Origin of the sequence: Mangrovicella endophytica (assembly GCF_002893625.1) — a bacterium.
Taxonomy (GTDB): Bacteria; Pseudomonadota; Alphaproteobacteria; order Rhizobiales; family Rhizobiaceae; genus Mangrovicella; species Mangrovicella endophytica.
Genome location: NZ_PKMZ01000003.1, coordinates 382,788 through 408,298, shown reverse-complemented (window position 1 = coordinate 408,298; position 25,511 = coordinate 382,788). Strand labels below are relative to the sequence as shown.

General features: G+C 67.4%; 23 protein-coding genes. 4 read left to right on the top strand and 19 right to left on the bottom strand.

Features of this window, described 5'->3' with window-relative positions:
• The first annotated feature begins 30 nt into the window (after positions 1-30).
• Complete coding sequence (locus C0R46_RS10755) at positions 31-705, top strand: TetR/AcrR family transcriptional regulator (RefSeq protein WP_245413521.1); 675 nt, start codon at positions 31-33, stop codon at positions 703-705.
• A 110-nt stretch (positions 706-815) separates the two neighbouring features.
• On the opposite strand, the gene C0R46_RS10750 is transcribed toward C0R46_RS10755, so the two are convergent.
• Positions 816-1,265 (bottom strand): hypothetical protein, encoded by a 450-nt coding sequence (locus C0R46_RS10750; RefSeq protein WP_157944618.1) that lies wholly within the window; start codon positions 1,263-1,265, stop codon positions 816-818.
• Between the two features lie 228 nt (positions 1,266-1,493).
• Between C0R46_RS10750 and fabA the strand changes: the two genes are divergently transcribed.
• Genes fabA through fabI form a run of 3 tightly spaced genes read left to right on the top strand, consistent with a single transcriptional unit; the run spans position 1,494 to position 4,163 of the window.
• A complete protein-coding gene (gene fabA / locus C0R46_RS10745) occupies positions 1,494-2,033 on the top strand; it encodes a 3-hydroxyacyl-[acyl-carrier-protein] dehydratase FabA (protein ID WP_102959603.1) in 540 nt (179 codons plus the stop codon).
• A 32-nt stretch (positions 2,034-2,065) separates the two neighbouring features.
• On the top strand, positions 2,066-3,283 hold the full coding sequence (gene fabB / locus C0R46_RS10740; RefSeq protein WP_102959602.1) for a beta-ketoacyl-ACP synthase I: 1,218 nt from the start codon (positions 2,066-2,068) through the stop codon (positions 3,281-3,283).
• A 16-nt stretch (positions 3,284-3,299) separates the two neighbouring features.
• On the top strand, positions 3,300-4,163 hold the full coding sequence (gene fabI / locus C0R46_RS10735) for an enoyl-ACP reductase FabI (protein ID WP_102959601.1): 864 nt from the start codon (positions 3,300-3,302) through the stop codon (positions 4,161-4,163).
• A gap of 75 nt (positions 4,164-4,238) precedes the next feature.
• Here the strand turns inward: fabI and C0R46_RS10730 are convergent, their stop codons facing one another.
• From C0R46_RS10730 to miaB, 18 genes are all read right to left on the bottom strand, one after another.
• The gene (locus tag C0R46_RS10730) at positions 4,239-4,769 is read right to left on the bottom strand and encodes a DUF2937 family protein (RefSeq protein WP_102959600.1); all 531 of its coding nucleotides are present in this window, start codon (positions 4,767-4,769) and stop codon (positions 4,239-4,241) included.
• A gap of 77 nt (positions 4,770-4,846) precedes the next feature.
• A complete protein-coding gene (locus tag C0R46_RS10725) occupies positions 4,847-5,554 on the bottom strand; it encodes an alpha/beta fold hydrolase (RefSeq protein ID WP_102959599.1) in 708 nt (235 codons plus the stop codon).
• 208 nt (positions 5,555-5,762) lie between these two features.
• A complete protein-coding gene (gene pnp / locus C0R46_RS10720; RefSeq protein WP_102959780.1) occupies positions 5,763-7,898 on the bottom strand; it encodes a polyribonucleotide nucleotidyltransferase in 2,136 nt (711 codons plus the stop codon).
• Between the two features lie 295 nt (positions 7,899-8,193).
• Positions 8,194-8,463 carry a 30S ribosomal protein S15 gene (gene rpsO / locus C0R46_RS10715; RefSeq protein WP_102959598.1) on the bottom strand — a complete coding sequence of 90 codons (270 nt, stop codon included), beginning with the start codon at positions 8,461-8,463 and terminating at the stop codon, positions 8,194-8,196.
• Positions 8,464-8,653: 190 nt separating this feature from the next.
• Entirely contained in the window at positions 8,654-9,640 is a 987-nt protein-coding gene (gene truB, locus C0R46_RS10710; protein WP_102959597.1) for a tRNA pseudouridine(55) synthase TruB, read from the bottom strand.
• Entirely contained in the window at positions 9,640-10,059 is a 420-nt protein-coding gene (gene rbfA / locus C0R46_RS10705) for a 30S ribosome-binding factor RbfA (RefSeq protein ID WP_102959596.1), read from the bottom strand. The genes truB and rbfA overlap by 1 nt, the downstream gene beginning before the upstream one ends.
• Before the next feature lie 90 nt (positions 10,060-10,149).
• The gene (infB, locus tag C0R46_RS10700; RefSeq protein ID WP_102959595.1) at positions 10,150-13,398 is read right to left on the bottom strand and encodes a translation initiation factor IF-2; all 3,249 of its coding nucleotides are present in this window, start codon (positions 13,396-13,398) and stop codon (positions 10,150-10,152) included.
• A complete protein-coding gene (locus C0R46_RS10695) occupies positions 13,399-14,169 on the bottom strand; it encodes an RNA-binding protein (protein WP_102959594.1) in 771 nt (256 codons plus the stop codon).
• Between the two features lie 16 nt (positions 14,170-14,185).
• Entirely contained in the window at positions 14,186-15,793 is a 1,608-nt protein-coding gene (gene nusA / locus C0R46_RS10690; RefSeq protein WP_102959593.1) for a transcription termination factor NusA, read from the bottom strand.
• Between the two features lie 105 nt (positions 15,794-15,898).
• Positions 15,899-16,516, bottom strand: coding sequence for a ribosome maturation factor RimP (gene rimP, locus C0R46_RS10685; protein ID WP_102959592.1), 618 nt, complete (start codon positions 16,514-16,516; stop codon positions 15,899-15,901).
• A gap of 257 nt (positions 16,517-16,773) precedes the next feature.
• Positions 16,774-17,475: a tRNA (guanine(46)-N(7))-methyltransferase TrmB gene (trmB, locus tag C0R46_RS10680; RefSeq protein WP_102959591.1), complete on the bottom strand. Its 702-nt coding sequence runs from the start codon at positions 17,473-17,475 to the stop codon at positions 16,774-16,776.
• 43 nt (positions 17,476-17,518) lie between these two features.
• Complete coding sequence (gene metK, locus C0R46_RS10675; RefSeq protein WP_102959590.1) at positions 17,519-18,727, bottom strand: methionine adenosyltransferase; 1,209 nt, start codon at positions 18,725-18,727, stop codon at positions 17,519-17,521.
• Between the two features lie 229 nt (positions 18,728-18,956).
• Positions 18,957-19,385, bottom strand: a complete 429-nt coding sequence (locus tag C0R46_RS10670; RefSeq protein ID WP_102959589.1) for a helix-turn-helix domain-containing protein — start codon at positions 19,383-19,385, stop codon at positions 18,957-18,959.
• Between the two features lie 152 nt (positions 19,386-19,537).
• Complete coding sequence (gene lnt, locus C0R46_RS10665) at positions 19,538-21,241, bottom strand: apolipoprotein N-acyltransferase (protein ID WP_245413520.1); 1,704 nt, start codon at positions 21,239-21,241, stop codon at positions 19,538-19,540.
• A gap of 117 nt (positions 21,242-21,358) precedes the next feature.
• Positions 21,359-22,438, bottom strand: a complete 1,080-nt coding sequence (locus tag C0R46_RS10660) for a hemolysin family protein (RefSeq protein ID WP_102959778.1) — start codon at positions 22,436-22,438, stop codon at positions 21,359-21,361.
• 34 nt (positions 22,439-22,472) lie between these two features.
• Positions 22,473-23,000: an rRNA maturation RNase YbeY gene (gene ybeY / locus C0R46_RS10655; protein WP_102959588.1), complete on the bottom strand. Its 528-nt coding sequence runs from the start codon at positions 22,998-23,000 to the stop codon at positions 22,473-22,475.
• Positions 23,000-24,043 (bottom strand): PhoH family protein, encoded by a 1,044-nt coding sequence (locus C0R46_RS10650; protein ID WP_102959587.1) that lies wholly within the window; start codon positions 24,041-24,043, stop codon positions 23,000-23,002. Before C0R46_RS10650 ends, ybeY begins: the two co-directional genes overlap by 1 nt.
• The gene (gene miaB / locus C0R46_RS10645; RefSeq protein WP_102959586.1) at positions 24,040-25,467 is read right to left on the bottom strand and encodes a tRNA (N6-isopentenyl adenosine(37)-C2)-methylthiotransferase MiaB; all 1,428 of its coding nucleotides are present in this window, start codon (positions 25,465-25,467) and stop codon (positions 24,040-24,042) included. The genes C0R46_RS10650 and miaB overlap by 4 nt, the downstream gene beginning before the upstream one ends.
• Positions 25,468-25,511: the final 44 nt, after the last annotated feature.

The following is a 25,511-nucleotide window of genomic DNA, read 5'->3' as shown; positions in this document are numbered from 1 at the left end:
GGTCATTTCTTTCAATACAAAGATGACCGCTTGGTCATTTTCTTGTATGCCGGATTCATGGCCTTCGAAGACGACGACGCCCCACCCCGCCGCCGCAGGGGACCGAGCCCCGCCAAGACCGCTGCCACGCGCCAAGCCCTGGTGACGGCCGCCCTTGCGACCTTCTTCGAGAAGGGCTTCGCCGACACGCGGATGAGCGATGTCGCGGCGCGCGCCGGTACGGCCAAGGGAACGATCTATCTCTACTTCACGGACAAGGCGGCGCTGTTTGGCGCGGTCGTCGTCGAGGTGCTGCGTGACGCGCGCGCCGGCCGCTCGGTGCCGCGACCCCGTCCTGACGAGCCGACGGGCGCGTTCCTGCGCCGGATCGTGCCGCCGCTCCTAAGCGAATTGCAAAGGAGCGGGCGCTCGCAGGTGCTGCGCCTCGTCGCCAGCGAGGGCACGCGCTTTCCCGAACTGACGCGCGTCTACCGTCAAGTCGCGATCGAACCGGTGCTGAGGATGATCCGGATCTATGCCCGACGCGCCGAGCGGCGCGGCGAACTGCGCCCGCATGCCTTGTCGGACCAGCCGATCCTGATGGCCGCTCCGGCCGTCATCGCGATGTTGTGGAACGGCCTTTTCGCTGGCGACGAGCCGCTGGACGTCGCGGCAATGTTCGAAGCCTGGCTCGATCTCGTCTTCGGGCCGGTGCCGGAACGCTGAGGGTCGCATCTGCCATGACGCAGGACGGAGGGGTCAGGGCGCAGCTGCACTCACCACGCGCCGTCCTACTGAAGTCGACAGAAGCGGTACGCCGGCCATTCGACCGGGGATCAGCAGCCGGCTTCCAGCTGGCGCAGGGCCGCACCGGAGCCGGTCAGCTTCAGCGTCCAGCGCCCGCCGGGGCCTGAGATCACCAGCCGCCGCCCTGCCTTCAACGCCGCAATCAGCGGCGCATAGTCGGCAGGCGCAGCATCCCGGGCGATCACCGCCACACCGGTCTGCGGGTCCTGCCGCGCTTTCGCCGGCAGCATGAAGGCGGTGCCGTCGATATCTGCGACGACCGTGTAGGCTTCACCGTCCGCAAAGCGCCAGCCGGGGGCCGACAGCGTCATCCGCAGCGCGCCGGCCGCGCAGGCGAAGCGGAGGCGCCCACCGCCCTCCACGCTTGCACTCGCCTCACCGGTCTTGCCCGTCCACGCAGCCGCGGCCGGCGCCGCGAGCAGTGTCGCCAGAAGCGCGGCAATGCCGGGCGATACACGTGTTCCAAATCGCTCGCTCATGCCCTGCTCCATCCGAATCTTCATGCGGCTGACGGCTCACAGCCGATCGGCATCCTTGCCGACGCAATGCACCGCCACCATGTCCGCCGCAACAAAGCGCCATGGCGCGACGGCCGGCCGGCAGCAAGGCAGCACGCGCTCGCTGCGTTTGTCACTCGGCGGCGGCAATGCTAAGGGCGGGCCCGCGGGATCGCCAATGGCGACACGTATGGGCGGAACGGACGGACTATGGCGGACAGCAAGACCTCATTCGACTACGAAGACCTGATCGCCTGCGGCCACGGCCAGTTGTTTGGCGCCGGCAATGCCCAGCTGCCGCTGCCGCCGATGTTGATGTTCGACCGCATCACGCAAGTGTCACAAGAGGGCGGCGAATTCGGCAAGGGCATCATCACGGCCGAGTTCGACATCCGTCCCGACCTCTGGTTCTTCGGCTGCCATTTCGAAGGTGATCCGGTGATGCCGGGCTGCCTGGGCCTGGATGCGCTCTGGCAGCTCACCGGCTTCTATCTCGGCTGGCTGGGCGAACCTGGCCGCGGGCGGGCGCTCGGCGTCGGCGAGGTGAAGTTCACCGGCCAGGTCACGCCGAAGGTGAAGCTCGTGGAATACGGCGTCGAGTTCAAGCGGGTGATGCGCTCGCGCCTGAAGCTCGGCATCGCGCAAGGGTGGATGAAGGCGGATGGCGAGGTCATCTACCGCGCCAGCGACCTGCGCGTCGGCCTGTTCACCGACGAGCCCGGCGCCGAAAGCGGCGTCGCCGGCGGCTGAACGCAAGAATTGCGGCAACGGGAGAGAACGCGATGAAGCGCGTCGTCGTGACCGGCATGGGGATCGTCTCGTCCATCGGCAACGATGTGGACGAGGTGACACAATCGCTGCGGGACGCCCGCTCCGGCATCGTCTTTGCACCCGAATATGCCGAGATGGGCTTCCGCTGCCATGTCCATGGCAAGCCGACACTGGATCCGACGACGATCCTCGACCGTCGCGCCTTGCGTTTCCACGGCGGCGGCACGGCGTGGAACCACGTCGCCATGGACCAGGCGATTGCCGACGCGCAGCTGACGCCGGAGCTCGTCTCCAACATCCGCACCGGCATCATCATGGGGTCGGGCGGCTCATCGACGCAGTCGATCGTCGCCGCCGCGGATACGGCGCGCGAAAAGGGACCAAAACGGGTCGGCCCGACCGTCGTGCCGAAGGCGATGGCCTCGACCGCCTCCGCCACGCTCGCCACCTGGTTCAAGATCAAGGGCGTGAACTATTCGATCTCGTCGGCCTGCTCGACCTCGAGCCACTGCATCGGCAATGCCTATGAGATCATCCAGATGGGCAAGCAGGACATCATCTTCGCCGGCGGCTGCGAGGACCTGCACTGGACTCTCTCCGTCCTCTTCGACGCCATGGGCGCCCTGTCCTCCAACTACAACGACACGCCGGCGGTCGCCTCCAGAGCCTATGACAAGGCGCGCGACGGCTTCGTGATCGCCGGCGGGGCCGGTGTGCTGGTGCTGGAAGAATACGAGCATGCGCGGGCGCGCGGCGCGAACATCGTTGCCGAGATTGTCGGCTATGGCGCAACCTCGGACGGCGCCGACATGGTCGCACCCTCCGGCGAGGGCGCGGTGCGTTGCATGCAGATGGCGCTGGCCGGCCTGGACGGGCCGATCGACTACATCAACCCGCATGCGACCTCGACTCCGGTCGGCGACCGCATGGAAATCCAGGCGATCCGGGAAGTCTTCGGCGCCGATATTCCGCCGATCTCCGGAACGAAGTCGCTGACTGGCCATAGCCAGGGCGCGACCGGCGTTCAGGAGGCGATCTACTCGATCCTGATGATGAAGAACAACTTCATCGCCAAGAGCGCCCATATCGACGAGCTCGACCCTGAGTTCTCAGACATACCAATCGTGCGCGAGCGGATCGACGACGTCAGGCTCGACCGGGTTCTGTCGAACTCCTTCGGCTTCGGCGGCACCAACGCATCGCTGGTGTTCCAGCGCGTGACGGACTGAGAGAGCCGGGGGCACCATGGGCGATCTGATGAAGGGCAAGCGCGGCCTCGTGATGGGTGTCGCGAACCACAATTCCATTGCGTGGGGCGCCGCCAAGGCGCTGGCGAACCAGGGCGCCCAGGTGGCGCTGACCTACCAGGGCGAGGCCTTCGGGCGCCGCGTGCGTCCGCTTGCCGCCGAGCTCGGCTCCGACCTCATCATCCCCTGCGACGTCGAGGACATCGAAAGCGTGGATGGCGTGTTCAAGACGCTGAAGGAGCGCTGGGGCACGATCGACTTCCTCGTCCACGCCATCGCTTTCTCCGACAAGAGCGAGCTGAAGGGCCTCTACGCCGACACCACCCGGGCGAACTTCACCCGCACCATGCTGATCTCCTGCTTCTCCTTTACGGAGATCGCGCGCCGGGCCGTCGACATCATGGACAATGGCGGGTCGCTGGTGACGCTGACCTTCGACGGCTCGATGCGCGTCATGCCGAACTACAACGTCATGGGCGTTGCCAAGGCTGCGCTGGAGGCGTCCGTTCGCTATCTCGCCGCCGACTTCGGGCCGCGCAACATCCGCGTCAACGCGGTCTCGGCCGGACCGGTGCGCACGCTCGCCGGCGCCGGCGTCTCCGACGCCCGGCTGATGTTCAACTATCAGCGCCGCAATGCACCGATGCGCCGCAACGTCACCATCCAGGAGGTCGGCAACTCGACGCTCTACCTCCTGTCGGAGCTCGCCAACGGCGTCACCGGCGAAATCCACTATGTCGACAGCGGCTACAACATCATGTCGATGCCGGCCCTCGACGAGCTGAAGGCGCAGGAACGCCGCGCCGAGATCGCCGGTGAAGGATCGGCCGACAGCGACGACGCGGCATCCGATACCAAATAAGCGAGCAGCCATAGCAGGCCGCTGCGCGACGGCCGGTGCGCCGGCTGACGCGTTCGGCCGCCCGTTCTGCTTGCCTCAGTTCGGCGTCGACGTGCCCTCGGCAGCCGCCTTCCGCCGCAGGCGGCGGCGGCGCAGCATGTGCCGGGTCCCGGCGGCGCCGGCGCCCGCCGCCCAGCCGAGCGCAAAGCCGGCAAGTGTCAGCACCACGCCTTCCATCGTCACCGGCAGTGCCGGGCGGTAATCCTCGCCGGTGCGGCTGAGCATATCCCAATCAGGATCGGACAGGGCCAGGAACGGACGCTGCAGCGGCGCGGCCTCGCGCAAGGTCCGATAACGTCGCTCGACATCGGCATAGCGCCCGGCGGTCAGCACAGCCTCCTCGCCTTGGCGCACCGCGATCGCATCCGGATTGGCGACCAGCCGGCCCACCGCCTGCTGACGCGACAGACCAAGGCTGGCCGCGCCTTCGTCGAAGCGCTGGACGATCCGCCTGAGCTCGTCCGCGGCGCCGCCGAGCCGCTGCAGATACTGCTGGGTGAATTCGGCCGACTGGCTGGCGACGAAGCCGAAGAGAAGGGCAGCCAGGAGGCGCAGGACGTAGCTCATCGCCGCCGGCCTGCCGCCGTCGGCACAGCGGAGCCAATCGCTGCCGACCTTGTGAGAGCTGCACGGGCTCTCATCGCTTAGGCGAGCGTGCCGCCGCGTCCGCTGGGGACGAAGACGCGGCGGATCTCGGCGGCGACGCGCATCGGCGCTTCCAGGCTCGGCAGGTGGCCGCAATCGGTCAAGGTCACATACTCGGCCTGCACCATCCGCGCGGCCATGTCGGCGCCGTCGGCGGGCGGTGAGAAGCGGTCTTCTTCGCCCCAGATCAGCAGCGTGCGGCAGGCAAGGCGCGCGACATCGTCCCGGCGGTCCGGACGGCGGGCCAGCGCGGCATTCTGCGCCAGGAGCACCGCGGGGTCGGCTGCCGCCGCCATGGCCCGGAACATGTCAGCCGCGGCCTCGCCGCGCCCCTCCTCCTCGAACACGATGGCGCGAGCCATCGTCTCCAGCATCTCGCCGGCCCGGCCATTCTCGATCGCCGCGTGGCGTTCGTCATAGACGGCCTGCGATGCTGGTGCGCCGGCGCCGGCGCCCATCACGATCAGCCCGGCAATCCTGTCCGGCGCGGCGAAGGCCATCTCACGCGCCACATGGCCGCCGAAGGAGGTGCCGCAGACAATGAACGGCCCCTCACCCGCTTCGGCCAGGGCCGCGGCGGCACAAGCCTCCATCGTGGGCTCGGCGGGGATCACGACGGCACAGTCATAGTCGCCGCGCAGCAACTCGATCAGGCTGCCATACAGGCGCGCGTCGCAGGCGAAGGCGGGGATCAGGATGAGGCGCATGCGACAGTTACCCCATAGCCAGTCGGCGCATGCAAGAGGCGCATCGGGTCAGGCGACGTCAATGGCTGAAGCATCGCGCCAGAGGTTGGGGGCTGGTCGCGCGACGCGATGCGCTCCAGCGGCGCTGCCGACTTTGCCCAGGACTAAACGAAAAGGGCCGGAGCGTTGCCGCCCCGGCCCTTCCTGAAGACTGCGGTGGCGATGCCGCTCAGGCGGCGTCGTCCTCGGCGCCCTTCTTGATCTCCTCGCCGGTCGCCTGATCGACGACCTTCATGGAGAGGCGCACCTTGCCGCGCTCGTCGAAGCCCATCAGCTTGACCCAGACCTTCTGGCCTTCCTTGACGACGTCGGTCGTCTTGGCGACGCGGCCGGAACCCAGCTGCGAGATGTGTACGAGGCCGTCACGCGAGCCGAAGAAGTTGACGAAGGCGCCGAACTCGACGGTCTTCACCACCGTGCCCTCGTAGATCTCGCCAATCTCCGGCTCGGCCACGATGGAGTGGATCCACTTCTTGGCCGCCTCGATCTCCTTGCCGGACGACGAGGCGATCTTGATCGTGCCATCGTCCTCGATGTTGATCTTGGCGCCGGTCTTCTCGACGATCTCGCGGATCACCTTGCCGCCGGAGCCGATCACGTCGCGGATCTTGTCGGTCGGGATCTGCATGACCTCGATGCGCGGGGCGAACTCGCCGAGCTCGGCACGGGCCGAACCCAGCGCCTTGTTCATCTCGCCGAGGATGTGGATACGTCCGTCCTTGGCCTGCCCGAGGGCGATCTTCATGATCTCCTCGGTGATGCCCTGGATCTTGATGTCCATCTGGAGCGAGGTGATGCCCTGCTCCGTGCCAGCCACCTTGAAGTCCATGTCGCCGAGATGGTCCTCGTCGCCGAGGATGTCGGAGAGAACCGCGAAGCGCTCCTCTTCCTTGATCAGGCCCATGGCGATGCCGGCCACCGGACGCGTCAGCGGAACGCCCGCATCCATCAGCGCCAGCGAGGTGCCGCAGACGGTCGCCATGGAGGACGAGCCGTTCGACTCGGTAATCTCGGAGACGGCGCGCAGCGTGTAGGGGAACTGCTCCTTGGCCGGCAGCATCGGGCGGATCGCGCGCCAGGCAAGCTTGCCATGGCCGATCTCGCGGCGGCCGGGCGAACCCATGCGGCCGGTCTCACCGACCGAGTAGGGCGGGAAGTTGTAGTGGAGGAGGAAGGTCTCCTTGTAGGTGCCGGTCAGGCTATCGACATACTGCTCGTCCTCGCCAGTGCCGAGCGTCGCGACGACCAGCGCCTGCGTCTCGCCGCGGGTGAACAGCGCCGAACCGTGGGTGCGCGGCAGGACGCCGGCCTCGGCGACGATCTTGCGGACCGTCTTGAGGTCGCGGCCGTCGATGCGGCTGCCGGTGTCGAGGATGTTCCAGCGGACGATCTTCGCCTGCAGCTCCTTGAAGACCGCGCCGACCTGCTCCTTGGTCCAGCGCAGATCCGTGGCGCCCTCGGGCAGGAAATGCTGCGTGACCTTGGCCTTGGCGGCGTCGACCGCCTTGTAGCGGGCCTGCTTGTCGGTGATCTTGTAGGCGTCGCGCAGGTCGGCCTCGGCAACGCCGAGGATTTCCTTCTCGAGCTCGGCATAGTCCGGCGTCACGTGCTCGCGCGGCTCCTTGGCCGCATGCTCGGCGAGCTTGATGATCGCGTCGATCACCGGCTGGAAGCCGCGGTGGCCGAACATCACGGCACCGAGCATCGTCTCTTCGTCGAGCTCCTTGGCCTCGGACTCGACCATCAGCACGGCGTCCTGCGTACCGGCGACGACGAGGTCGAGCTTGGACTCGGCCATTTCGTCGACATGCGGGTTCAGCTTGTACTCGCCGTTGATGAAGCCGACCCGGGCGCCGCCGATCGGGCCCATAAAGGGAACGCCGGAGAGCGTCAGGGCCGCGGAAGCGGCGACCATGGCGAGAACGTCCGGGTTGTTCTCGAGGTCATGCTGCAGGACGGTGACGACGACCTGCGTGTCGTTCTTGTAGCCTTCGGCAAAGAGCGGACGGATCGGACGGTCGATCAGGCGCGAGACCAGCGTCTCGTTCTCGCTCGGGCGTCCCTCGCGCTTGAAGTAGCCGCCGGGGATCTTGCCAGCCGCGAAGGCCTTTTCCTGGTAGTTGACGGTCAGGGGGAAGAAGTCGAAGCCGGGCTTGGGCTGCTTCTCGGAAACGACGGTGGCGAGAACCGTGGTCTCGCCATAGGTGGCGAGGACGGCGCCGTCGGCCTGGCGGGCGATCTTGCCGGTTTCGAGCGTCAGCGGCCGTCCGGCCCACTCGATCTCGACCTTGTGCGTGTTGAACATGTGCGTACCTTTGCTGCGCGGCTCCGCGGCCGTTCGGCTCATGCGGAGCGCAGTCTTCGATGGAACGCGTCATGGGCAAGACGGCGGGGGGCTTCGCATCGATCTCGGCGGCGGCGCGGCGTCGACGACGCACGGCCAGCACCCGGAAGCCTCCGGCAATCCTGCCCCATGACCGTTCGGTTCAAGATCCTGCAAAAGGCAGGACCGGGGCAGTGGCGGCCGCCGCTCATTCGGCGGAGGCCTGAAAAATGGCGCCGGCGGACGTTGAGCGTCCGCCGGCTGCCGTGATCGTTCCTTAGCGGCGCAGTCCGAGGCGCTCGATCAGGGTCTGGTAGCGCGCCTCTTCCTTGTCCTTGAGATAGTCGAGGAGACGGCGGCGCTGGGATACCATCTTCAGAAGGCCACGACGGGAGTGGTTGTCCTTCTTGTGGCCCTTGAAATGCTCGGTCAGATTCGAAATGCGCTCGGAGAGAAGCGCGACCTGCACCTCGGGGGAGCCGGTATCGCCTTCCTTGGTAGCGTATTCCTTCAGAAGCGCAGCCTTGCGCTCGGCAGTGATCGACATCGGAGAGCCCTTTCATGATGTCTGAGGGTCGGGTCGCCCGAGCCGGGATGTCGTCCAGCAGGGGCCATGTAGGCGCAGGGGCGGTCGATGCCGCCCGGCGCTGGCGCGGATATAGTCGAGATCGCCGGGAATTACCAGCCGAGCGAGCCCAACCATTCCGTAGGGCTAACGACCGGGCAATGACGACGCCTCACCCCCTGCCGCCGAAGACCCGCTTAGGGTGGAAGGAGCCCTGGTCGATCGAGCCGAGCGCAACGAGGCGACCCTTGCCCGTGGCATAGGCTTCGTCGCAGAAGGCCGGCGCATCGCGCCCGCGCAGCAGCACGGGATTGCCGGAGAGCACCCGGCGCTCCTGCTCGTCCGAGAGCGGCACCTCATAAAGGTCCGAGAGCGCCAGGGCCGGATCGAGGATGTATTCGTCGAGGGCGCCGAAATCGACGACGCGCGCCCGCGCCCCCGACTCGACCGCCTCGGCATCCAGCTCTTCGCGGCCTTCGTCGGCGGCGGACTCCAGATCCTCCAGCGACACGAGGTCGTCCTCGTCGAAGGCGCCGACGGCAAGACGGCGCAGATCGACGACATGGCCGAAGCAGCCGAGGTCGCGCCCGAGGTCGCGGGCAATGGCACGCACATAGGTGCCCTTGCCGCATTCCGCTTCGAAGACCGCCGTGTCGGCGTCGGGAATGTCGACGAGGTCGAGGCGATGGACGGTGACGCCACGCGCCGCGATCTCGACCACCTCACCCTCGCGGGCAAGATCATAGGCGCGCGCGCCATCGATCTTGATGGCGGAGAAGCGCGGCGGCACCTGGGTGATCTCGCCATGGTAGTCCGGCAGGAGCGCCCGGATCTCGGCCTCGCTCGGACGCTCCGGCGAGCTTTCAGTCACCGGTCCCTCGGTGTCGTCGGTGGTCGTCTCGGCACCCCAGCGCACGGTGAAGCGGTAGATCTTGCGCCCGTCCATGACGAAGGGCACCGTCTTCGTCGCATCGCCGAAGGCGATCGGCAGCATGCCCGAGGCCAGCGGATCGAGCGTGCCGGCGTGTCCCGCCTTCTGGGCGAAGAACAGCCATTTCAGCTTGGCGACGGCGTCGGTCGAGCCCATGCCCTTCGGCTTGTCGAGGACGATCCAGCCGGAGATCGGCCGGCCCTTCGGCTTGCGTCCCTGCCGCGCCATCAGCGTTCGTCCCCGTCGTCGTCCTCATGGTCGAGGTCGCGCTGGACCTCGGGCGAACGCAGCAGCTGATCGATCTTGGCGAAGTTGTCGAAGGAGGTGTCGGTTCTGAAACGAATGTCGGGCATGTACTTCATCTGGCGGAGGGCCGGCGTCAGCCGGCCGCGGAGATAGCGGGCATTGCGGTTCAACGCCTCGATGAACGGCTCGACATCGGTCTGGCCGAGCACGGTGACATAGGCGGTACCGAGCTTCAGGTCGGGCGACATCCGCACTTCGGAGACCGAGATCACCGCATTTTCGAGCAGCGGATCGCGGAGTTCACCGCGCTGCAGGACCGCCGTCAGCGCGTGACGGACGGTCTCGCCGACGGAGAGCTGGCGTTGGGAGGGGCCTTTGGTCGTCCCACGATGTTTGGCCATGGTCGCCTTTCCTTGCGAAGCGCCCGCAAGGACGAAGCCCGGCGTCGCCGCCGGGCTTCCAAGTCCTGTCTTAGGCTTTTGCGGCGTCGATCAGAGCGTGCGCGCGACGTGCTCGACGCGGAAGCACTCGATGACGTCGCCTTCGCGGATGTCCTCGTAGTTCTGGAAGGCCATACCGCATTCCTGACCGCCGACGACCTCCGACACTTCGTCCTTGAAGCGCTTGAGCGTCTTGAGCGTGCCCTCGTGAATGACGACGTTGTCGCGGATGAGGCGGACGCCCGCCCCGCGCTCGACGCGCCCTTCCGTGACACGGCAGCCCGCGACCTTGCCGACCTTGGTGATGTGGAAGACCTCGAGGATCTCCGCATTGCCGAGGAAGGTCTCGCGACGCTCCGGCGACAGCAGACCCGACATCGCCTGCTTCACGTCATCCACGAGGTCGTAGATGATGTTGTAGTAGCGGATCTCGATGCCGTCGCGCTCGGCGGCCTGTCGCGCCTGGGTGTTCGCCCGGACGTTGAAGCCGATGATCGCGGCATTCGAGGCCGCCGCCAGCGCGATGTCCGATTCAGTGATGGCGCCGGCGCCCGAATGAACGATGCGCGCCCGCACCTCGTCCGTCCCAAGCTTGTCGAGCGCACCCTGGATCGCCTCGATCGAGCCCTGCACGTCGCCCTTGATGACGAGCGGGAACTCCTTGAGGCCGGTGTCCTGCAGCTGCGACATCATCTGCTCGAGCGAGCCGCGCTGGCCGGCATTCTTGGCCACCTGCTTCTCGCGGGTCAGACGCTGACGGTAGTCCGCGATCTCGCGGGCCTGCGCCTCGCTGGTCACCACGGCAAAGCGGTCGCCCGCCTGCGGGGTGCCCGACAGGCCGAGAACCTCGACCGGCATGGACGGGCCGGCCTGCTTCAGCTGCTTGCCCTGGTCGTCGACCAGTGCGCGCACCTTGCCCCAGACGTCGCCGGCGACGATGATATCGCCCTGCTTCAGCGTGCCGGACTGAACGAGCACGGTCGCCACCGGACCGCGGCCGCGGTCAAGCTGCGCCTCGATGACGGCGCCCTCGGCAGTGCGGTCGGGATCGGCCTTCAGCTCCAGCACCTCGGCCTGCAGCAGGATCGTCTCCAGCAGCTTGTCGAGGTTGGTGCCCTTCAGCGCGGAGACCTCGACGTCGAGGACGTCGCCGCCCATCGATTCCACGAAGACCTCGTGCTGCAGCAGCTGCGTGCGGACCTTGGTCGCATCGGCCGACGGCTTGTCGATCTTGTTGATGGCAACAATGATCGGAACGCCCGCCGCCTTGGCGTGGCTGATCGACTCGATCGTCTGCGGCATGACGCTGTCATCCGCAGCCACCACCAGCACCGCGATATCCGTCACCTGGGCGCCGCGGGCACGCATCGCCGTGAAGGCGGCGTGGCCCGGAGTGTCGATGAAGGAGATCTTGCTGCCGTCGTGCTCGACCTGATAGGCGCCGATGTGCTGCGTGATGCCGCCGGCCTCCCCGGACACGACGTTGGTCTTGCGGATGGCGTCGAGAAGCGACGTCTTTCCGTGGTCGACGTGACCCATGATGGTGACCACCGGCGGCCGCGAGACCAGCTTTTCCGGATCGTCGGCGACGTTGAAGATGCCTTCCTCGACGTCCGAGGCCGCGACACGCTTCACCGTATGGCCGAATTCGCTGGCGATCAGCTCGGCGAGATCGGTGTCGATGATGTCGCCCGGCTTCATCATCTGGCCCTGGCTCATCAGGAACTTGATGACGTCGACGGCTCGCTCCGACATGCGGTTGGCGAGTTCCTGGATGCTGATGGTTTCTGGAATGATCACTTCGCGGGCAATCTTCTCGCGTTGCTGGTTCTGCTGCGAGCGCTTGAACTTCTCCTGACGCCGACGGATCGACGACAGCGAGCGTCCACGAGCGCCCTCTTCCGAGGTCAGCGCGCGGTCGAGCGTCAGCTTGCCGCGGCGGCGTTCATCGGCGCCCTTGTCGGGGCGGGCGGGCTTGGGCGCTTCCACCTTGGCCGCACCAGGACGGCGCGACAGGGCGCCGAGCGGGCCGCGGCGCGCGCCCTCTTCCTCATCGGCACCCGGACGGCGGCGCACTTCGGCACCACGGGCGGCACGGGCAGGATCGCTCTCGGCTTCGGCGGCCGCCGTCTGCTGACGGCGCTCAGCCTCCGCCTCGGCCTTGCGGCGCGCGGCGGTTTCAGCCTCGAGGCGGGCGTTCTCCTCGGCCTGACGGCGCTCGCTTTCCTCGCGCTCGCGGCGGCGACGCTCGTCCTCGGCGGTCCGACGGGCTTCGGCCTCCAGGAACAGACGACGATCCTCGACCTCGCGCTGGCGGGCGAGCTCAAGAGCACGGCGGCGGGCATCCATCTCGCGCGACGACAGGTCGCTGAGGACGGCGCCACGCGGCTGGCGGGCGCCCGGCTGTGCCGGACGACGATCGTCACGCCCGCCCGGGCGACCCTGGCCGCCACTCGGGGCCTGGCCGGGACGGCCGCCCTGCGGCGCGCCGCGACCCTGGACCGGCGGCTGACCGGGACGCGGTGCGCCCGGACGCTGCGGCTGACCTGCGCCAGCGGACGGACGCGGACCATCGACGCGGCTCGGCTGGCCGGAGGAGGCACCGGCTGCCGGGGCAGCCGGGCGGACGCCGGCTGATGCCGCCGGTGTGGCGCGCTGCGCCGGCACTGCCGGGGCGGCGGCCGGGGCCGACGGCGTCTCGACCGGACGGGAAGCCTCGACCGGTGCAGCGGCCTGCGGTGCGGCGGCCTGAGGTGCCGGCGCCGGTGCCGGGACCGGCGCTGCCGAAGCAGGCGTTGCCGGAGCCGGCGTCGGCGCAGCGGCGGACGGTGCCGACGGGGCCGGTGCGGCCGGCGGCGTCACGCTTGGAGCGGCTGGCGCGGGGGCAGACGGTGCGGCGGCCACGGGAGCCGGCTGCGGCGCGGCCGGGGCAGCAGGGGCAGGAGCCGGCTGCGGCGCAGGAGCGGCGGCGCGCGGAGCAGGCTCTGGTGCCACGGCCGCGGGAGCGGCGGGCGCTGAAGCGGCCGGTGCCGGCTGCGGCGCAGCCGGACGCGGTGCAGGCGCTGCAGGCGCAGGCGTCTGCGGACGCAGACCCGCAGCCACCGAGGGGCTTGCGACCTCCTTGGCGTCCTCGGGCTTTGCGATGCGGCGCTTCTTGGTCTCCACGACGACGTTCTTCGTGCGCCCATGCGAGAAGTTCTGCCGAACCGTCGACTGCTCGATGCCGCCACGCTTCAGGGTCAGGGTCTTCTTCGTATTGACGCTCAACGTCTTGTCGTCGCCGGACTTCGTATCGCTCATTTACGCTTCCGCTTCCTGTGCGGGGTCGATCCCGCACCTTTCATCCGTGCCAGGAGCCTCATGCGAGGTCGGCTCCGCCATCATGTCTGATGCGACGTGATTACGGTCGGCGTCGCCGGCGCCGCCGTCCAATGTCGTCGCGTCGGAGCTTTCGCCCCGGTAACTCTCCAGCGCCTCAAGGCGCTTCAGGCAGGCCGAACCCGCGTCACCGGCAAGGACGGCTGCATGTATCACATTCTCGCCGCCCAATGCCAAACCCATTTCGGCAGCGGTAAACGACCGGTAGGCGGGTGTGGCTCCGGCTCCCGAAGCCACGGCGGCCCGCCTCGCCGCGTCCATCTTGCGCACCCCGTCAGCGGCTCCGTCCACCGCATGGAGGACGGCGATCGCCTTGCCGGAGCGGATCGCCGCATCCACCTTCGAGGCGCCGGTCACGAGCTGCCGCGCCTTGCGGGCAAGGCCGAGCGCGCCAAGCGCCGACCGGGCCAGCAGAGCATCGAGATCGGCTCCCAGCGTCTCGGCCGCCGTCACCTCGCGCTTCAGCGCCCGGCCGAACAGCCGACGCTTCACCGCCAGATCGACCGCGTCCCGCTTCAGCTCCACATGGGCACCTCGCCCCGGCAGACGCCGCTTCAGGTCCGGTACCACCGCACCGTCAGGCGCGGCAACGAAGCGGATCAGCGCTTCGGCGGGCAGGCTGCGGCGCGACACGATACACATACGCCCGTTCACGCCGTCCTCCCCGTCCGTCTCGTGCTCCGCCTCCGCCATATCCTCTATGCTCCGGTCAGGCCGCCTCGCCGGCGCCCTCGCCATCCTCGTCACCCTCGGCCTGATTGGCCAAATCCTCTTGCGTGATCCAGCCGGCCTTCAGGCGGGCCTGGATGATCATCGCCTCGGCATCGGCGCGCGACACCTCGAACTCCGACAGCGAGCCCGGATAGCGCTTGGTCTCGCCGTCCTTGCGTTCGCTCCAGCCGATGAGGTCATCGGCCGCGCAGCCGGCGAAATCCTCGACATTCTTCACGCCGTCCTTGCCGAGGGCGACCAGCATCGCGGTGGTCAGCCCGTCGATCTCGCGCAGGTCGTCCTCGACGCCAAGCTCCTTGCGCTGCGCATCGAGCTCCGCTTCGCGGCGATCCAGGAACTCCTTGGCGCGGGACTGGATCTCGACAGCCGTATCCTCGTCGAAGCCCTCGATGGCGGCGACCTCGTCGGCTTCGACGTAGGCCACTTCCTCGACGCTGGTGAAGCCCTCGGAGGCGAGCAGCTGGCCCACCATCTCGTCGACGTTCAGCGCTTCCATGAAGAGCTCGGAGCGCTCCTGGAACTCCTTCTGGCGGCGCTCGGATTCCTCCTGCTCCGTCAGGATGTCGATATCCCAGCCGGTCAGCTGCGAGGCGAGGCGCACGTTCTGGCCGCGGCGTCCGATCGCAAGAGATAGCTGGTCATCGGGAACCACGACTTCAATGCGCTCGGCATCTTCATCGAGCACAACCTTGGCGACTTCCGCCGGCTGAAGAGCGTTGACTAGGAAGCTAGCCGCATCGGGCGACCAGGGGATGATGTCGATCTTCTCGCCCTGCAGCTCGCCGACGACCGCCTGGACGCGCGAGCCGCGCATACCGACGCAGGCGCCGACGGGATCGACCGAGGAGTCGCGCGAGACGACGGCGATCTTGGCTCTGGAGCCGGGATCGCGGGCGACCGACTTGATCTCGATGATGCCGTCGTAGATCTCCGGCACTTCCATGGTGAAGAGCTTGGCCATGAACTGCGGATGGGTGCGCGACAGGAAGATCTGCGGCCCCCGCTGCTCACGGCGCACGTCGTAGACATAGGCGCGCACGCGGTCACCATAGCGGAACAGTTCGCGCGGGATCTGCTCGTCGCGCCGGATGATGCCCTCGCCGCGGCCGAGATCGACGATCACATTGCCGTATTCGACGCGCTTGACCGTACCGTTCACGATCTCGCCGACGCGGTCGTGAAACTCCTCGTACTGCCGGTCGCGCTCGGCCTCGCGCACCTTCTGCACGATGACCTGCTTGGCCGACTGCGCGGCGATGCGACCGAAGTCCATCGGCGGCAGCTGCTCGGCGATGAAGTCACCCGGCTCGGCATCGGGGTTCTTGTCCCGGGCGAGATCGAGGTAGATCTGCGTCGCGGGATCCTCGACGTCCTCGACCACTTCGAGGAGCCGCTGCAGCTTCATCTCGCCGGTCTTGGTGTTGATGTCGACGCGGATGTTGGTTTCCTGGCCGTAGCGCGAGCGAGCCGCCTTCTGGATGGCGTCGGCCATGGCTTCGATGACGATCTCGCGGTCGATCGACTTCTCCCGCGCGACGGCATCCGCGATCTGCAGAAGCTCGAGCCGGTTCGCACTGACTGCCATCTGTTTCTCTCCTGATGCGGGCCGGCGCCGCCCTCGTTGCGGCTTGTCGGCTCCTGCCGCCACCGGCGGCTCCACATGTCTTTCGCGTCCGCTCGAGCGGACCCGTTACGTCGATGCGTCCTGCTCGGGCGCCTCATCGGGATCGACGGTCTCGCCGCCATCAGCCGCAGCCCTGGCGCGGCGCGCCGCCTTGTCGGCCTTCAGCGCCGCATCGATGAGATCGTCGGTGAGGATCAGCCGCGCCTCGCCGATCGCCTCGAACGGGATATCGACGCTCGCCGCTTCGCCATAGCCGGGCTGATCACGGTCGATGCGAATACCGTCATCCGAGACGCCGACGACCTTGCCGCGATAGCGCTTGCGGCCCTCCACCAGACGGTTCGTCTCGAGCTTCATGAGATGGCCGGTCCAGGCCTCGAAATCGCCACGCCGCACCAGCGGCCGGTCGATCCCGGGCGAGGACACTTCCAGATGATACGCCTTGTCGATCGGGTCGTCGACATCGAGCACCGGCGAAATGCCACGCGAGACAGCCTCGCAGTCCTCGACTGTCATCGTGCCGTCCGGCCGCTCGGCCATGATCTGCAGCGTCATGCCGTTCAGCCCCGAGACGCGCACACGCACCAGCCGGTAGCCGAGCTGCTCGATCACCGGCTCGATGATGGCGGCAACGCGGGCTTCAAGCCCTTCCTCGGTCACGATACGCTTGTCGGCGGCAGTCACGATGGCTCAGCTCTCCACGTCCGGACGTAGCCGGTTCAGCGAATGATTCTGCCGATGCCGCTGCCATGGAAGGGGCAGCTCGTGGGAGGGGCGCGGTCGACACCCTACCCCTGTTAACAAAAAAGAGCGGGACCGGCAGGACCCACTCTCACGATCGCATCGCAGAGAATTTCATCCGCATATACGCCGGAACGGGGCAGCTTTCAACCCGCCGGAGTATGCGACGGTCGTCACAGCAACGCCGCTGCCGGAATGCTTCAGCTGCGCCTGAAGGTCAGATAGGCCGGGCGGCGACCTTCGCGAATCGCCTTGGCTTCGTAGCGTGTGCCCGGCCATGCCTCATAGGGTGTGTGCCAGTCCGCCGCCGCGCCTGCGATCCAGGTAAACGCCTCATGGTCGCGGCAGTGCAGCAGCGTCCAGTTCACATAGGTGTCGATGTCGGAGGCGAAGCGGAATCGGCCGCCCGGCTTCAGCACGCGGGCGAAGCGATCGAGATTGGTCGGATTGACGAAGCGGCGCTTCCAGTGGCGGCGCTTCGGCCAGGGATCGGGATAGAAGAGGTCGATCGCGGCGATGCTCGCCTGCGGCAGCCAGTCCAGCAGCATGGTGGCGTCGTCGGGGAACAGGCGCAGGTTCGGACGCGGCGTCTCCTCCAATGCCACCAGCATCTTGGCCATGCCGTTGACGAAAGGCTCGACGCCGATGAAGCCGATATCGGGAAAGCGGCCGGCCTCGCGGTGAAGATGCTCGCCGCCGCCAAAGCCGATCTCAAGCCGGACTTCCCTGACCGGAACGGGAAACCATGCGGCGAGATCGCCCGCCGGCTGCGACAGGTCGACCGCGAGTTGCGGCAGGTGCGTTTCGAACAGCGCTGCCTGCCGCGGCCTGAGAGCGGGTCCCTTGACCCGCCCGAAAAAGGCCTCGCGCGAGCGGGTGGGATGCACAGCCGCCGCCGTCATCGATCGACTCCGCATCCGGGCGGTCTCGCGTGCTTGAAGCAGCTCAGGCGGCGACGGCCGCCTTCAGCTTGGCGACGAGATCGGTCTTCTCCCAGGAGAAGGAGCCGTCGCGGCCGGCCTTGCGGCCAAAATGGCCATAGGCGGAGGTGCGGGCGTAGATCGGGCGGTTGAGCTGCAGATGCTCGCGGATGCCGCGCGGCGTCAGATCCATGATCCCGCGCAGAGCCTCCTCGAGCTTGGCCTCCTCGACCTTGCCGGTGCCGTGGAAGTCGACATAGATCGACAGCGGCTCGGCAACGCCGATGGCATAGGCGAGCTGAATGGTGCAGCGGTCGGCGAGCTTGGCCGCAACGACGTTCTTGGCGAGGTAGCGCGCGGCATAGGCGGCCGAACGGTCGACCTTGGTCGGATCCTTGCCGGAAAAGGCACCGCCGCCATGGGCAGCCGCGCCGCCATAGGTGTCGACGATGATCTTGCGGCCGGTCAGGCCGGTGTCGCCGTCAGGCCCGCCGATCAGGAACTTGCCGGTCGGGTTGATGTGCCACTGGCAGTCCTCGTCGACGGACAGATCGCCCAGCGCCTCGCGGATGATCGGCTCGACGATCTTGCGCACGTCGTCCGAGGTCATGGACTCGTCGAGATGCTGCGTCGACAGGACGATCTGGGTGACGCCGGCCGGCTTGCCGTCCTCGTAGCGGACGGTGACCTGGCTCTTGGCATCGGGACCGAGCTTCTCGCAGCCGCGCTCGCCGGACTTGCGGTACTTCGTCAGGAGCTCGAGGATCTTGTGCGCGTAGTAAATCGGCGCCGGCATCAGCTCCGGCGTCTCACGGCAGGCATAGCCGAACATGATGCCCTGATCGCCCGCACCGACATCCTTGTTGCCGGCCTCGTCGACGCCCTGCGCGATGTCGACCGACTGCGCATGCAGACGCACGTCGATCTTGGCGGTCTTCCAGTGGAAGCCGTCCTGCTCATAGCCGATGTCGCGGATCGCGCGGCGCGCGATCGACTTGACCTTCGACTTCATCTTCTTCTCGTCGAGCGGCCCGCGGACCTCACCGGCGATGCAGACATAGTTGGTCGTCGCCAGCGTCTCGCAACCGAGACGGACCTGGGAAGCGTCCATGCCGGCCTTCTTGGCCTCTTTGTAGAAGAGGTCGAGGATCTCGTCCGAGATCCGGTCGCAGACCTTATCCGGATGACCTTCGGAAACGCTCTCGCTGGTAAAGAGGTAATTGCTGCGCGCCATGGGTGCTCTCTTGTTTCACGCCGCTCCATCGGCGGAGCGGCACGACCATACCGTTGCATCACCGCGACGGTGCCGCGGCCTACTGCCGAAGACGAAGATCCGGGACAGTCCCTCTACCGGCGCCCCCGCGCCAGAAAGTCCGTTTGAAGTCCGCGCGCGGGTCCGTCAAGCAAAAATTTGCGACTCATGGCGGCCATATAGCCCTCGAAATGGCTTAAATCCCGCACCTCTACCGCGTCGGCGGCTCCGGATCGTCGCGGTCGCCGAGCGCTCGGACCAGCTCGATCAGCCGCCGCCTCACGCGCGGGTCAGCGATGCGCGCGAAGGCCCGGCTGAGTTGCAGCCCTTCGTTGGAAGACATGAAGTCCGCGACATATTCACCGCCTCCGGCTTCGCTGAGGCCGGACTGCGCCTCGCCCGTGCCCGACAGACCATCGAAGAAATAGGCGACGGGCACGCTCAGCACTTCGGCAATCCGCTGCAGCCGACTGGCGCCGACCCGGTTGGCGCCCTTCTCATATTTCTGGATCTGCTGGAAGGTGATGCCGAGGCTTTCGCCCAGCTTCTCCTGGCTCATGCCAAGCATGGTGCGGCGAAGCCGGACCCGAGAGCCGACATGCATATCAACCGGATTGGGCTTCTTCTTGTTCTCAGGCACAGCGCGTCCCCAAACGGCTCATTCAGGGTCACGAGAGGCGGGGCAGCCGACCCTTGGCTGACGAACGAACGCGGCCTCCATCGACGGAACACCCCAGGCCGCTCCAGGCCGCCGCTTTCGCCAGACTCTGCGTACCTGCTTCATCGCAGGAGTCAATCGCGCCGGTGCCGCCACCGCAACAAAGACGCCGCGGCGAGCACGGCTGCAACGGCCTCGGCCACCCAGAAGATTCGATCGCCGAAATGGGCATAGAAGGTTGCCGGAAGCGCGTGCGGCAGAGCCGTCTCGAAGGCACCGCCGGAGCCGAGCGCCATCCCGTCCATCACGCGACCATATCCGTCCGTAACCACTGAAATACCAGTGTTGGCGCTACGCACCAGCGGCAGGCCAAAGGCGGCGGCGGTGAGCTCCGCCTGCCGCAAATGCTGGTAAGGGCCTGGCGTGCGTCCATACCAGGCGTCGTTGGTGACGTTGACGATGAAGCCGGGGCGTTCCCCCGCGGCCGGAAGCGCCATCTCGCCGGGGAAGATGATCTCGTAGCAGATCAACGGCAGAAAGGACGGAGCATCATCGAGCGGCACCGGCGAACGGACGGCGCCAGGCGAAAAGCCGCCCGGCATCTTGACGATCTGACTGATTCCGAAGCGCTGAAGGATGGCTTGTAGCGGCAGATACTCGCCAAAGGGAACGAGATGGGTCTTGTCCCGCGCGTCAATGATCTCCCCGCGCTCGTCGATGACATAGACGGCGTTGTAGGCCAGCGGCCGCGCGCCGTCGTCGCGGGCCTCAAGCCGCACGCCGCCGGCGATCAGCGTCTCGCCCGGCTGCAGCATGTCGGCGATGCGCGTGATGGCGTCGGGGCGCTGGGTGAGGAGGAAGGGGAAGGCGGTCTCCGGCCAGATGATCAGCCGGCGCGCCGCGGCCGCGCCTTCAGCTTCAGTGGTGTCGGCCATTGCATCATCATCATCGCCGGGCGCCACCGCCGCAGCCTCATTGCCCGTTCTTGCCGCTGGCGGGGAGCCATCTGCGGCATCCGCAGCCGCCGGCCTGGCGCTCAGCGATAGAAGGCGCGCGAAGATGCGCTCCTCCTCGGCCTCGTCCCACTTCAGCGTCTGCTCGATGTTGGGCTGAACGATGCGCAGGGTCACGCCATCGACGCTGCCCGTCTCCGCGGTCGATAGACGGATGACACCATAGCCGACGTGAGCGACGACGAGCGCCATCGCCAGCAGCAGCGCCGGTGCGCGGCCCTGCCGGCCGATGATCACGGCCGGGCTGGCATAGACATAGATCGCGGCAAGGGTGAGCCCGTGCAGCCCGATCACCGAGACCGACTGCATCAGAAGCGGCACTGGTGCCGCCATCATGCCGATCTCGTTCCAAGGAAAGCCCGTGAAGAGCACCCCGCGCGCCCATTCGAAGAAGGCAAAGGCCGCAGCCAGCGAGAACAGCCGCCCGGCATTCTCGCTCCACACCGACCGTGCCAGTGCGGCGGCCAGGCCATAATAGATGGCGAGGATCGCCGGCAGGATCAGGACGGCGAAGGGGATCGCCCAGAGAAAGTCAGCGGCGTCGACCAGCATGGCCGCGCCGAGCCACCACAAGCCCGCGATGAAATAGCCGAAGCCGAACATCCAGCCGATGCGGAAGGCCGGCATCAGCCGGCGCAGCGGGCCGGCCCCCGGGCGCCCGGCCGCGCCGTCCAGGAGCCAAACGAGGATCGGGAAGCTGACGAAGCCCGCCGCCGGAAAGTTCACCGGCGGCAGCGCCAAGGTCGCTACAGCACCCGCCAGAAACGCCAGCGCCGCGCGGCGCCAGCCTTCGAGCAGCAAGATGCGTGCAGCGATACGATCCATCGAAATCCCCTCTGGCGAGACGATGCGCCTCATCACCCGCGACCGTGCCTGCGCGTCCCCTTCGCGCAGATCATCGTCGCTGCTTGAGCAATCAGGCTTTCGCGAGGCTGCCCGGCATCATGGCGTGCCGGCAAGCCCTCCGGCAAGCCGCTGCCGCGTCTCGCCCGGTCGCACGCGGCTGATCTTCACGCGCCGCACGCGTCGGGGGCTTGCATCGAGCACCTTGAAGGCAAAGCCCGGCACGACCTCGATCACCTCGCCGCGTGCCGGCACGCGTCCGAGCTCGGAGAAGAGCAGGCCGCCGACCGTGTCGGACTCCTCCAGGTAGTCCGCGATGTCGAAATCGTCGCCGATGGCGGCGCGCAGGTCGTCAAGTTCGGCGCGCGCGTCGGCAAAGAAGATGCCCTCGCCGCGCTGTACGATCATCGCTTCCTCGTCGTCGTGCTCGTCCTCAATGTCGCCGACGACCATTTCGATGATGTCTTCCAGCGAGACGAGCCCATCGGTGCCGCCATACTCGTCGACGACCAGGGCCATCTGGGTGCGCGTCGCCTGCATGCGCGCCATCAGTTCGGTGGCCGGCATTGACGGCGGCACGAAGAGCACCGGGCGGACCAGTCCGGCTGCTTCGATGGTGGCTGTCAGGTCGATGCGGTGAAGATCGAGCGTGACGTCGCCGATCTCGTCGGTGGAACCGCCGCCGCCATCGGTGCGGGCCGTGCGGGTCAGATGGGCCAGCACGTCCCGGATGTGAACCATGCCGCGCGCGTCGTCGAGCGTGTCGCCATACACCGGCATGCGCGAATGACCGTAAAACTCGAACTGCACCATCAGTTCGCCGAGCGTGGTGCCGAGGTCGAGCGCATGGACGTCGGCGCGCGGCACCATCACGTCCTCCACCCTGATCTCGCGCAGGCGCAGGATATTGTTCAGCATGGAGCGTTCTTCGGTGGAGAACGCGTCTTCGCCGACGCCCGGCTGCAGCAGTGCGTCGGCAAGCTCCTCACGCACGGCCCGAGGCACGCGCGGCCGCAGCCGCTGGAAGAGCTGCCCGAGGAAGCCGCGCTCGGCGCGCGCTTCCCCGGTCGATCGACTTCGGTCCTCGACGGACGGCGGCTCGTCGCCGCCGGCGGCCTCCGGCCGGCTCAGCGCAGCCGTGTCCGCGCTGGATCGGCCGGGATTGGAAAGGTCGGTCATCGTCTCGTTCACCGTTGATGGTTCGTTCAAGAGCTTAAAGGTGTTCCGGCGCGTCGGCGTAAGGATCGGCGATGCCGAGATCGGCAAGAGCTTCGATCTCCAACGCTTCCATCGCATCGGCCGTTTCGTCATCGATATGGTCGTGGCCCAGAAGATGCAGCATGCCGTGCACAAGAAGATGACCGGCATGGTCGGCAAAGCGCTTGTCTTCCGCCGCAGCCTCGCGCTCCACCGTCTCGCGGGCGAGCACGAGATCGCCGAGCAGAGGGCCGGGGCGCTCGCCCGGCTGCAGCTGGCGGATCGGAAAGGACAGGACGTTGGTCGGCCGGTCCTTGTTGCGCCATTCGGCATTCAGAGCCTGCACGGCCGCATCGCCCGTCAGCGTGACGGAGAGCTCCGTCTCGACGTCGTCCGGCACGCCGGCACGGCGGGCCGCGGCCTCGACAAAGCGGCGCGCAAAGGCTTCAAGGTCGCCCAGACCTGCGTCGTGCCAGCCCTCGTCCTCGACAGCAAGCTCGATCGCAAGGCCTTCATAGGCGGGACTTCGCGCCGCCAGATCCATCAGAGCTGCGGTGGGATGGCGGCCGTGCGCTGACGCGTCGCATCCTCCTCATAAGCCTCGACGATCGCCTGGACGAGCGGATGGCGCACGACGTCCTTGGCCTCGAAGCGGACGGTGACGACGTTAGAGACGCCGTCCAGAACGCGCAGCGCCTCGACGAGACCCGACTTCTGGCCCGGCGGCAGATCAACCTGCGAAGGATCGCCCGTTACCACCATCCGGGCATTCTCGCCGAGACGGGTCAGGAACATCTTCATCTGCATGGTCGTGGTGTTCTGCGCCTCGTCGAGGATCACGGCAGCATTGGCCAGCGTGCGTCCGCGCATGAAGGCGAGCGGCGCGACCTCGATCGCCCCGGCAGCCAGGTTGCGCTCCACCTTCTCGGCCGGGATCATGTCGTAGAGCGCGTCGTAGAGCGGGCGCAGATAGGGATCGACCTTTTCCTTCATGTCGCCCGGCAGGAAGCCGAGGCGCTCGCCGGCCTCCACGGCCGGACGCGACAGGATGATGCGGTCGACCTGCCCGCGCTCCAGCAGCTGCGCGGCATGGGCGACGGCGAGATAGGTCTTGCCGGTGCCGGCCGGGCCGACGCCGAAGACGAGCTCGGAGCGCTCCATCGCCCGCATATAGGCGTCCTGAGTCGGCGTGCGCGCATGAATGGTGCGCCGCCGGGTGGAGATCTGTGCCAGCGACATGCGGCCCTTCTTTTCCAGCGTCGGCAGCATCAGCTGGTCGCCCTCGGCGATCGCCATGCGGATGGCGCCCTCAACATCGGACGGCTGGATCTCGTTGCCGGCCTGGAGACGGCCGTAGAGGTAATCAAGCGTGCGGCGCGCCTGCTCGCAGGCGATCTGGTCGCCGCGGATCTCCACCTTGTTGCCGCGTGCCCGCGCGTCGATGCTCAGGCGCTGCTCGATCAGCGCCAGGTTCTCGTCGAACTGGCCGAACAGCCGGCTCGCGAGGCGGTTGTCCTCGAAGGCGAGGACCACATGCGCCATGTCCGAGGCGCCGGAAGCGGGGATCGGCCCGCGCACAGCCTTCATGCGATCGCCCTCAGCGGCATCGCCTCGGCCAGAGCGGGCGGCGCGCCTTCGGCCATCAGCGAGTTCGGATTGGCGGACGCGATGCGCGCTTCCACGATGTCGCCGACGGCACCGGCGGAGGCCGGCAGCACCACCGGCTGCAGGAAGGGCGAGCGGCCGACGATCTGGCCGGGGTGACGCCCAGGCTTCTCGACCAGAACCTCGATGCTGCGACCGACGAGACTGTCGGCAAAGGCGCCCTGCTGGTGGCGCAGCAGCCCCTGCAGGCGCTCCAGTCGCTCCGTCTTCACCGCCTCGTCCACATGGCCGTCCATCTCGGCGCCGGGCGTGCCCGGCCGCGGCGAGTATTTGAACGAATAGGCCGAGGCGTAGGAGACCGCCTCGATCAGCCGCATCGTATCCATGAAGTCGGCCTCGGTCTCGCCGGGGAAGCCGACGATGAAGTCGCCGGAGAGCGCGATGTCGGGGCGTGCGTGCCGGATGCGGTCGAGCAGGCGCAGATAGTCCGCCGCCTTATGGCGCCGGTTCATCGCCTTGAGGATGCGGTCGGAGCCGGACTGAACCGGCAGATGCAGATAGGGCATCAGCGCCCGCAACTCGGCATGTGCGGCGATCAGGTCGTCGTCCATGTCGCGCGGGTGCGAGGTCGTATAGCGCAGCCGGGCGATGCCCTCGATCCCGGCGAGGGTGCGCAGGAGACCGCCAAGCCCGACCGTCACGCCGCCCGGCGTCTCGCCGCTCCAGGCATTGACGTTCTGGCCGAGCAGCGTGATCTCTCGCACACCGGCCGCCGCCAGCTGGCGCGCCTCGGCGACAATCTGCGCCATCGGACGCGAGACCTCCGAGCCGCGCGTATAGGGCACGACGCAGAAGGTGCAGAACTTGTCGCAGCCTTCCTGGACCGTGAGGAAGGCGGTGACGCCGCGGGCCCGGATCTGGCGCGCTTCCGTTTCCGGCAGATGCTCGAATTTGTCCTCGACGGCGTAGTCGGTATCGACGACGCGCTCGCCACGGGCGACGCGTGCCAGCGCATCCGGAAGACGATGATAGGTTTGCGGACCGATGACGAGGTCCACCACCGGCGCGCGCTCGATAATCTCGGCGCCTTCGGCCTGGGCGACGCAGCCGGCGATACCGACGCGCAGATCCTTGCCGCGCTGCGCCCGCTCCGCCTTCAGGAGGCGGATACGGCCCAGCTCGGAATAGATCTTCTCCGCCGCCTTTTCGCGGATATGGCAGGTGTTGAGGAGAACCAGATCGGCGTCTTCCATGGACGCCGTCGGCTCATAGCCGTCCTTCGACAGCGCATCGCCCATGCGTTGCGAGTCGTAGACGTTCATCTGGCAGCCATAGGTCTTGATGAAGACCTTGCGGGTGTTGGAGCCGCTCCCCTGAAGGTCGCGTTCGTCGCGTGGTTCGGTCATGCGCCCTTCTGAAGAGACCGGCGATCCTCATGGCGCACCTGCCT